General features: G+C 73.6%; 7 protein-coding genes. 4 read left to right on the top strand and 3 right to left on the bottom strand.

Annotation, left to right across the window (positions count from 1 at the left end; translation table 11 throughout):
* Positions 1–161 precede the first annotated feature (161 nt).
* Positions 162–2,702: an ABC transporter permease gene (locus ACFW1A_RS35205; protein WP_380416551.1), complete on the bottom strand. Its 2,541-nt coding sequence runs from the start codon at positions 2,700–2,702 to the stop codon at positions 162–164.
* Positions 2,703–2,705: 3 nt separating this feature from the next.
* Complete coding sequence (locus ACFW1A_RS35200; RefSeq protein ID WP_380416549.1) at positions 2,706–3,479, bottom strand: ABC transporter ATP-binding protein; 774 nt, start codon at positions 3,477–3,479, stop codon at positions 2,706–2,708.
* Between the two features lie 123 nt (positions 3,480–3,602).
* Here ACFW1A_RS35200 and ACFW1A_RS35195 point away from each other — a divergent pair, with 123 nt between their 5' ends.
* From ACFW1A_RS35195 to ACFW1A_RS35185, 3 genes are all read left to right on the top strand, one after another.
* On the top strand, positions 3,603–3,980 hold the full coding sequence (locus ACFW1A_RS35195; RefSeq protein ID WP_380416547.1) for a BlaI/MecI/CopY family transcriptional regulator: 378 nt from the start codon (positions 3,603–3,605) through the stop codon (positions 3,978–3,980).
* A gap of 6 nt (positions 3,981–3,986) precedes the next feature.
* Positions 3,987–4,979: a M56 family metallopeptidase gene (locus tag ACFW1A_RS35190; RefSeq protein ID WP_380416544.1), complete on the top strand. Its 993-nt coding sequence runs from the start codon at positions 3,987–3,989 to the stop codon at positions 4,977–4,979.
* An 86-nt stretch (positions 4,980–5,065) separates the two neighbouring features.
* Positions 5,066–5,698 carry a DedA family protein gene (locus ACFW1A_RS35185; protein ID WP_380416542.1) on the top strand — a complete coding sequence of 211 codons (633 nt, stop codon included), beginning with the start codon at positions 5,066–5,068 and terminating at the stop codon, positions 5,696–5,698.
* A gap of 34 nt (positions 5,699–5,732) precedes the next feature.
* Here the strand turns inward: ACFW1A_RS35185 and ACFW1A_RS35180 are convergent, their stop codons facing one another.
* Positions 5,733–7,301: an alpha-L-arabinofuranosidase B gene (locus tag ACFW1A_RS35180; protein WP_380416540.1), complete on the bottom strand. Its 1,569-nt coding sequence runs from the start codon at positions 7,299–7,301 to the stop codon at positions 5,733–5,735.
* A gap of 327 nt (positions 7,302–7,628) precedes the next feature.
* On the opposite strand from ACFW1A_RS35180, the gene ACFW1A_RS35175 reads away from it, so the two are divergent.
* Positions 7,629–8,325 (top strand): FAD-dependent monooxygenase (locus tag ACFW1A_RS35175; protein ID WP_380416537.1); only part of this gene is annotated, 697 nt, incomplete at its 3' end.

The following is an 8,325-nucleotide window of genomic DNA, read 5'->3' as shown; positions in this document are numbered from 1 at the left end:
GTGCGGGCCTCACCCGCTGGTGTTGGGGTTTCCCCCTCACTCGTTCGGAGGTGTTGATGCCTCGGGTGGCGGCTCGTCAGCGCGGGCGAGCCACGCTCACTGTCGACGCAACCCCCGCCACCGGGCGCACAGGCGGCGCACGATCAGGCTCACCATGGTGGCTACCCCGCCGCGATCGCGGTCAGCACCCGGGTGCGGGCCGCCTTCGCGGCCGGGAGCACCGCCGCGGCCAGGCCCGCCACCGCCGCGCCCACCAGGACCGCGAGGATGGTGGCCCACGGGATGCTCAGTGCGGTGATCCCGTACAGGGTCAGCACCCGCTGGCCGGCCACGCCCCAGGCGAGCCCCAACCCCAACCCCAGCAGCGCACCGTGGACCGCGATCAGCACCGACTCCAGGCGGACCATCCGGCCCACCTGACCCCGCGAGGTGCCGACCGCGCGGAGCAGGCCGATCTCGCGGGTGCGCTCGATCACCGACAGGGCCAGGGTGTTGACGACGCCGAGCACGGCGATCACGATCGCCAGCGCGAGCAGGGCGTAGACCAGGTACAGGACGGTGTCGACCTGCCCGGTGACCGCCTTCTTGTAGTCGGCCTGGCTCTGCACCGTCACCTGGGGGTAAGGGGCGAGGGCGGCATCGAGCGCCTTGCGGTCCGTCCCCGGCGCGGTGGTGAGGTAGAGGGTGAAGTCCTGGGCCTCGGGAGCGAACCGGCTCAGCGTGTCCAGCGAGACCTCCCAGCTGCCGCCGTCCTTGCCCGCGCCCGCCGGGGGCTTGCTGATCGCACCGACCGTCAGGGTTCCCGTGTTCCCGTTCAGGAAGTGCAGTTCGACCGTCGAACCGATGGTCAGACGGTCCGCCGTGGCGGTGGTCTGATCGACCATCAGCTCTCCGGCCGCCACGTTCGCCGTCGAGCCCGCGACGTACTGCGGCTTCACGGCCCGGTCGACCGTGGCGACGTCGACGCCGGAGACCACCAGCTGGTACCCGTTCAGGTGCGCCACCGCGTAGCGCTGGCGGGTGACGGCCACGACTCCGGGCACGGCCGCGACCTTCGCCGTGACCTCGTGCCCGATCGGCGTGGCCCCGTTCCCCGACAGCACGTAGTCGGCGCCGAAGGTGTTGTCCACGTCCCGGTTCACCGAGGTGGTGAGCGAGGCCGCCAGCACCGCCACCGCACCCACCAGCGAGAGGCTGATCATCAGCGCCCCGGCCGTGGCCCCGGTGCGACGGGGGTTGCGGACCGCGTTCAGCCGGCTCATCCGCCCCACCGCGCCGAACAGCGCCGGGAACGGGGCGCCGAGCCCGTACACCACCACCCGCGAGAGCGTGGGGCCGAGCACCACCAGCGCCACCAGGGAGGTGACGATGCCGCCGCCGAGCAGGCCCGCCGCCGTGACCAGGGTGGCGTGGTGGGTGGCCGCGCCGTACAGCAGTCCCAGGCCCGCCACCAGGAGCACGGCACCCAGCACGGTCCGGCGCACCAGCCGCGGCGCGGGCGGCACCGCCGCCTCGCGCAGCGCGGCCATCGGCGGGATGCGGGAGGCGCGCCGGGCCGGCAGGTAGGCGGCGACCAGCGTCACCACCACTCCGACCGCGTAGGCGGCGACCGGGGTCACGGGGCTGATGACCAGGGCCGTGCCGGACAGGTCCACCCCGAACCCGGAGATCAGCGACGTGAGTCCGGCCGCCAGCCCGATCCCGGCCGCGAGCCCGAGCGTGGAACCCAGGACGCCCAGCAGCAGCGCCTCCGTCAGCACCGCCCGCAGCACCTGCCCGCGCCCGGCGCCCAGCGCCCGCAGCAGCCCGAGCTCGCGCGTCCGCTGCGCGACCAGCATGGAGAAGGTGTTGAGGATCAGGAAGATCCCGACCAGCACCGCCAGCCCCGCGAACCCGAGCAGCGCCGTGGTCACCACCCCGAGGAAGGAGCTGATCTGCTGGGCGGCCGTCTGCGCCTGCTCCTCCTTGGTGGCCACCGAGTACCCGTCACCCAGCGCGGCCTTGATCGCCCGCTGCGCGGCCAGGTGGCCGGTGCCCGGCGCCGTGTCCACGGTGATCCCGGTGAACCGGTCGGGCTTGCCGAGCAGCGCCCGCTGCGCGGTGGCGGTGTCGACGTACGCCATGGTCACGCCGGGGTTCCCACTGGTGTAGTCGACCACTCCCACCAGCGTGCCCGGCAGCGAGCCCGCCGGTGTGAGCACGTGGAGCGTGTCGCCCAGCCGCAGGCCCTTGTGCCGCACGCTCGCCCGGTCGAGCACGATCTCGCCGGCCGAGGTCGGCGCGTGCCCCTGGACCAGGTGGACCTGCGGGTCGTCGTACCAGTTCTGACCGAGCGTCGGGGCGCCGGTGGTCGGGCCGACCGCCTTGTCGTCCTTGTCGACCACGGTCAGGTTCTGCAGCGAGACCTGTCCGTGCGCGGCCCGCACCCCGGGCACGGCGGCCACCTTCGCCACCACGCTCGCGGGCAGGGTCGGCACCTCACCGGACAGGCCGCGGTCCTCCACCTCGGGGGTGAAGGCCTGCTTCGGCTTCACGGTGACGTCGGCCGCCGTCGAGCCGGCGATGCCGGCGAAGGCGAGGTCGATGGTGTCGGAGAACACCAGGGTGCCCGAGACGAAGGCCACCCCGAGCAGCACGGCGAGGGTGGACAGGGCCATCCGGCCCTTGTGGGCGAGGAAGGTGCGCAGGCTTGCCTTGAACACGGGTCAGCTCCTGCGTCCGGCGCCGTCGAACTGCTGCATCCGGTCCAGCACCGTGGCCGCGGTCGGCTCGACCAGCTCGTCCACGATCCGGCCGTCGGCGAGGAACAGCACGCGGTCGGCGTACCCGGCGGCGACCGGGTCGTGGGTGACCATCACGACGGTCTGCCCGAGGTCGTCCACCGAGCGGCGGAGGAAGCCGAGCACCTCGGCACCGGCCCGCGAGTCCAGGTTGCCGGTGGGCTCGTCGGCGAACACGATCTCCGGCTTGCCCGCCAGCGCCCGGGCGCACGCCACCCGCTGCTGCTGGCCGCCGGACAGCTCGGTCGGGCGGTGGTGCAGCCGGTCCGTCAGTCCGACCGCGGTCACCACCTGGTCCAGCCAGTCCCGGTCCGCCGTCCGGCCCGCGACGTCGCCGGGCAGCGTGATGTTCTCCAGCGCGGTCAGGGTCGGCAGCAGGTTGAAGGCCTGGAAGACGAAGCCGATCCGGTCCCGGCGCAGCTGGGTGAGCTGCTTGTCCTTGAGCCGGGTGAGCTCGGTGTCGCCGATGAAGACCTGCCCGGCGCTCGCACCGTCCAGGCCGGCGAGGCAGTGCATGAGGGTGGACTTCCCGGAGCCGGACGGGCCCATGATCGCGACGAACTCGCCGTGCCGGACGGCCATGCTCACCGCGTCCAGCGCGATCACCCGGGTCTCGCCGCTGCCGTACGCCTTGGTCAGCGACTCGGCCCGGGCCACCACGGTCCGCCGGGCGCGGCCTGCCACCGCTGCTGTGCTCACGCACTGCCTCCTGAGTGGGCCACGCCACCCTGTGGGCATGGCAGACTGCGGACCCGCAGATACTTCTACAGGTCCGTAGAACTTCTACGTGAATGTAGAAGATAGCGCAGGAGGTGACCACCCGTGAGCGGGCACGAACCGGCCGAGGGCCGGGCCAAGGGCGAGCTGGCGGCCGAGGTCCTGGCCGTGCTGCACGCAGCCGCCCCTGCCGAGCTGACCCCCGGTGAGGTGCTGGACGGCCTGGCCGACACCCGGCTCGCCTACACCACCGTGGTCACCACGCTCACCCGGCTGCACGACAAGGGCGTGCTGCGGCGCACCAAGCGCGGCCGGGCCTACGCCTACGCCCCCGTCGCCGACGAGTCGGGCCTGGCCGCCCGCCGGATGCGCAAGGTGCTGGACGGACGCAGCGACCGCGAGGCCGTCCTCGCCCACTTCGTCGACGAGCTCTCCGACGACGACGAGGAGTTGCTGCGCCGCCTCCTCGACCTCGGGCAGTAGGCCCCGGTGCGCGTCGCCGTCTACCTGCCGCTGCTGCTGCCGCTGCTGGCCGCGCTGCTGGCCCGGCCGGCCGGTGAGCAACTGCCGCCCCGGCAGGCCACCTGGCTGCTCACCGTCGGCGCGCTGCTGCTCGCCACCGCCAGTACCGCGACCCTGGGCATGCTCGCCGTCACCGGCCTGATCCGGATCCCGCTGCTGGCCCACCTCGCGCACGACCACTGGTCGGCCCGTGCCGCCCAGCACCACGACCCGGCGCGACTGTCCACCGCCGCGCTCGCCGCTGCCCTGCTCGCCGCCCTGGCGGCGACGGCCGGCCGGATGCTCTGGCGGCGGGTCCGCACCCTGGCGCTCTCGATCGGCGAGGCTGCCTGCCTGCCCGGGCGCGACCAACTGGTGGTGGTCGACGCGCCCGGCGCCGAGGCCTACGCGGTACCCGGCCGACCCGGCCGGATCGTGGTCTCCACCGGGATGCTCGGGGCGCTCGACCCCGCCGAGCAGCAGGTCCTGCTGGCGCACGAGCGGGCCCACCTGACCCACCGTCACTACCTGTTCGTGGCCTGCGCCCAGCTCGCCGCCGCGGCCAATCCGTTGCTGCGCCCACTGGCCGCCACGGTCGGCTACACCGTGGAGCGGTGGGCCGACGAACGGGCCGCGGCCGCCGTCGGCGACCGCGCCCGGGTGGCCCGCACCATCGGGAAGGCGGCTCTCGCGGCCCGCCGCACCCGCGGTCGCGGCTGGCTGCCGGGCGGGGCGCTCGGGATCCTGGGGCGGCTGGTGCCGGGCGGGCTGCTGCACCGCTTCGGGCCGGGACCGGCCGGTCCCGGCCCGGTCCCCCGCCGGGTCAGCGCGCTGCTCACCGCCCCCGCTCCCCGACTGGGCTGGCCCTCGGCCGCGCTGGCCGGCCTGGTGCTGGCCACCGCGCTCTGCGTGCTGGAGGCCGGGCTGGACCTGGAATCGCTGCTGGAGCTGGCCAAGTACGCGGCCGTCGGTCACCACTGACCGCCCGACCGCGCGTCCGCTGTCCCGATCGCCCCGGGACGCGGTACGAATTGTCACAGGATCCGATCGGCGAGGAGGACCACCGGGTGAGCGTCAGCAGTTGGCTGCAGGGTCTGCCCGGACCGCTGGTGTACGCGGCGGTCGGTGGGCTGGTCTTCGCCGAGGACGCGATCTTCGTGGGGTTCGTGCTGCCCGGTGAGACGGCGGCGGTGCTCGGCGGGGTGATCGCGCACCAGGGACGGGTGAACGTCTGGTGGCTCGGCGCCCTCGTGGTGCTGGCCGCGATCGTCGGGGACAGCGTCGGCTACCAGGTCGGCCACCGGTACGGCGACCGGATCCTGACCATCGGTCCGCTGCGCCGGCACCAGCGCAGGATCGGCGAGGCCAAGGAGTTCATCGGCCGGCGCGGCGCCAGCGCGGTCTTCCTCGGCCGCTTCATCGCCTTCTTCCGCGCCATGATGCCCGCGCTGGCCGGCATCTCCCGAATGCCGTACCGCCGGTTCCTGCTCTACAACGCGCTCGGCGGGCTGGTCTGGGGCGTCGGCTTCGTCGCGCTGGGCTACTTCGCCGGCGCCGCGTACAGCCGGATCGAGGCCCTGGTCGGGCGGGGCCTGGCGGTGCTGGTCGCCGTCCTGGTGATCGCCGCCCTGGTGGTCTGGCGGCTGCGCAAGCACCGCCGGGAGCAGGACGCGGAGCAGGACCGCCCGAACGGCGACTGAGCGGTCCGTCCGCGTCCCGCGCCCGGACCCGGTGTCAGCCCCAGGACGGGTCGACCAGCCAGCTGGTGTCGTCGTTCCACAGGCCGGTGGCGTCCCAGGCGTTGCTGCCGCCGAAGCTCGCGAGGTAGCCGGTGTAGGCGTAGTGGCGCAGGTACTTGTCGGGGTAGTTGGCCGACTGGAACGAGTAGCCCTTGCCGCTGTTGCCCCCGCCCGGGCAGAAGGTGGCGTCCTGGGCGAACTGGGAGGTGCCGTCGTTCGGGTCCAGGTACAGCTCGAAGTCGAAGTGGCGCAGGTAGTGGCCCGCGGAGTTGGCCGACTCGAAGGAGAGGCAGGCGCTGTTCGCCAGGCCGGTGTGCACGATCCAGCTGGCGTCGGCCTTGTCCGTGGCCGGGCTCGACGCGGTGATCCGGGAGAGGACCACCTTGGTGTCGGCGTCGTCGTGGCGCAGGTAGTCCGAGGTGCAGCACGCGGTGGTGGCCTGCAGCGAGACCCGCGAGCCGGGCGCGACGGCGCCGGCGGGGGCCGAGGTGCGGTAGCCGGCCGCGGCGACGTTGGCCTGGACGGCGTTCTCGGTGGCGTCCGTCGGGTAGCCCGCGGTCATCACGCCCTCGTAGAAGGTGCCGTCGGAGCTGTCGCTGTTGTCCCCGCCGATGCCGAGGATGATGGCGCCCTCCTTGTGCATCGGGTTGTAGCCGGCCGCGTTCGGGCGGGCCCCGCTGTAGTAGGTGGACAGGCTGCCCGTCTGGGCGTCGGCGGCCCGGATCGCCCACTGGTTCGGGGCGCCCTTGACCATGGCGGTCAGGAAGCGGTGGCTGACCGACGGGTCGTTGGCGTTGTAGCCGGTGCTCAGCCCGGAGAACAGGCCGTTCTCCTGATCGGCCATCACCCAGGGGCCGTTGCCGGTGCCGGAGCCCCAGACCTTGATGGAGCCGAAGTAGACGGCCTCCATGTGGCCGTTGCCGGTGTCGGTGTTGCTGGTCTCGGCATTGCCGTAGTCGAAGCAGCAGCCGGCGTCGTAGTGGGTGCCGTCCAGGACGGCGTACATGCCCTCCGGCTGGTCGCCGGTGGCGATGCCCGAGGTGTGGTCGTTGCGGTACCCGGTGCCGGGGGCGATGTAGACGCCGTACGCCGCGTGGCCGTTGACCGTGACCGGGGCGGCGGTGGCGTTCGCCAGATTGTCGGGGCCCGGCGCGGCGCCGCCCGCGGGGGCCTGGGTGAGGTGGTTGCCCTTGCCGGACTGGTCGTAGATGACGGTGATGACGCAGCTGGTGCCCGCACAGAACGCGTCCTGCGCGGCGGCGTCGGCGTAGCCGCCGGTGCTCAGCGGGCCGATGTTCCTGGTCGCCCCGTCCGAGGCGCGCCGCACCTGGTAGAGCGGGCCGCCGTACCCGGCGTACAGGGCCCGGGTGGTGCTGTGCGCGGCGACGCAGGGCGTGCCGCCGGCGGCGTACAGGTCGCACGGGCCCTGGGTGGCGGCCGCGGCCGCGCCGCTCAGAGTGGTGACGCCGACCAGGGCGCCGGCCAGCACCGCCAACGCGGCCCCGACCCGGGCCAACCTGGCCCGGACCGGGTGCTGCGGCCGCCTGTCCGTGGTGTCTCGCATGGGGTCTCCCTGCTCGTGGGTGGGGGGTGGGAGGATCAATGTGAGCGTTAACATGAACCGCCGTCACGGACGGCTGCGCGTGTACCGGGGTTCGAGTCGAGGAGATTGCCGCACCCCTGGCGGAGCGTCAAGGGGGTGCGCGGGATCCGGCGGTAAGTTACACGGCCGCGGGCCGGCCCGGCCGGGGGCACGAAAACGACAACGGCACGGAGTCCACCGACTCCCTGCCGTGATCAAGGTATAACGCACCGGGGGCCTTGCGGCAAGGCCCCCGGCCTGCCGCAGAATCTCCGCTCGAAGCCACTACCTGGGGAAACGGGGCACCTGATGATCGACGTGATCGTGGCCGGCGGCGGGCCGACCGGCCTGATGCTGGCGGCCGAGCTGCGGCTGCACGGGGTACGGGTGGTCGTGCTGGAGAAGCTGGCGGAGCCCACTCGCGAGTCGCGCGGGCGCGGCCTGCACACCCGCAGCGTGGAGATCATGGACCAGCGCGGACTGCTCGACCGGTTCCGCGCGGCCGGCGAGGAGTTCCGGGTCGGCGGCTTCTTCGGCGGCATCCACAAGGAGTGGCCGGAGCAGCTGGACACCGCGCACCCGTACGGGCTGTCGATCCTGCAGCCGGCCACCGAGCGGCTGCTGCGCGAGCGGGCCGTGGAGCTGGGGGCCGAGCTGCGCCCCGGCTGCGAGCTGGTCGGGCTCGCCCAGGACGCCGACGGGGTGGACGTCGAGCTGGCGGACGGCACCCGGCTGCGCTCGCGCTACCTGGTCGGCTGCGACGGCGGGCGCAGCACGGTGCGGCGCCGGCTCGGGATCGAGTTCGCGGGCGAGCCGGCGACGGTCGAGACGCTGCTCGGCGACCTGGAGCTGACGGCCGATCAGCAGCACGTGGCCGCGGTGGTCGCCGAGGTGCGCCGCACCCACCTGCGGTTCGGGGTGATCCCCAACACGGACGGCACGTTCCGGGTGGTGGTGCCGGCCGCCGAGGTGACCGAGGACCGGGGCGCGGCGCCCTCCCTGGAGG

Source organism: Kitasatospora sp. NPDC058965 (assembly GCF_042741245.1).
In the GTDB taxonomy this organism is placed as follows: Bacteria; Actinomycetota; Actinomycetes; order Streptomycetales; family Streptomycetaceae; genus Kitasatospora.
The sequence above is the reverse complement of the archived record's forward strand: the minus strand, read 5'-3'. Positions and strand labels throughout refer to the sequence as shown.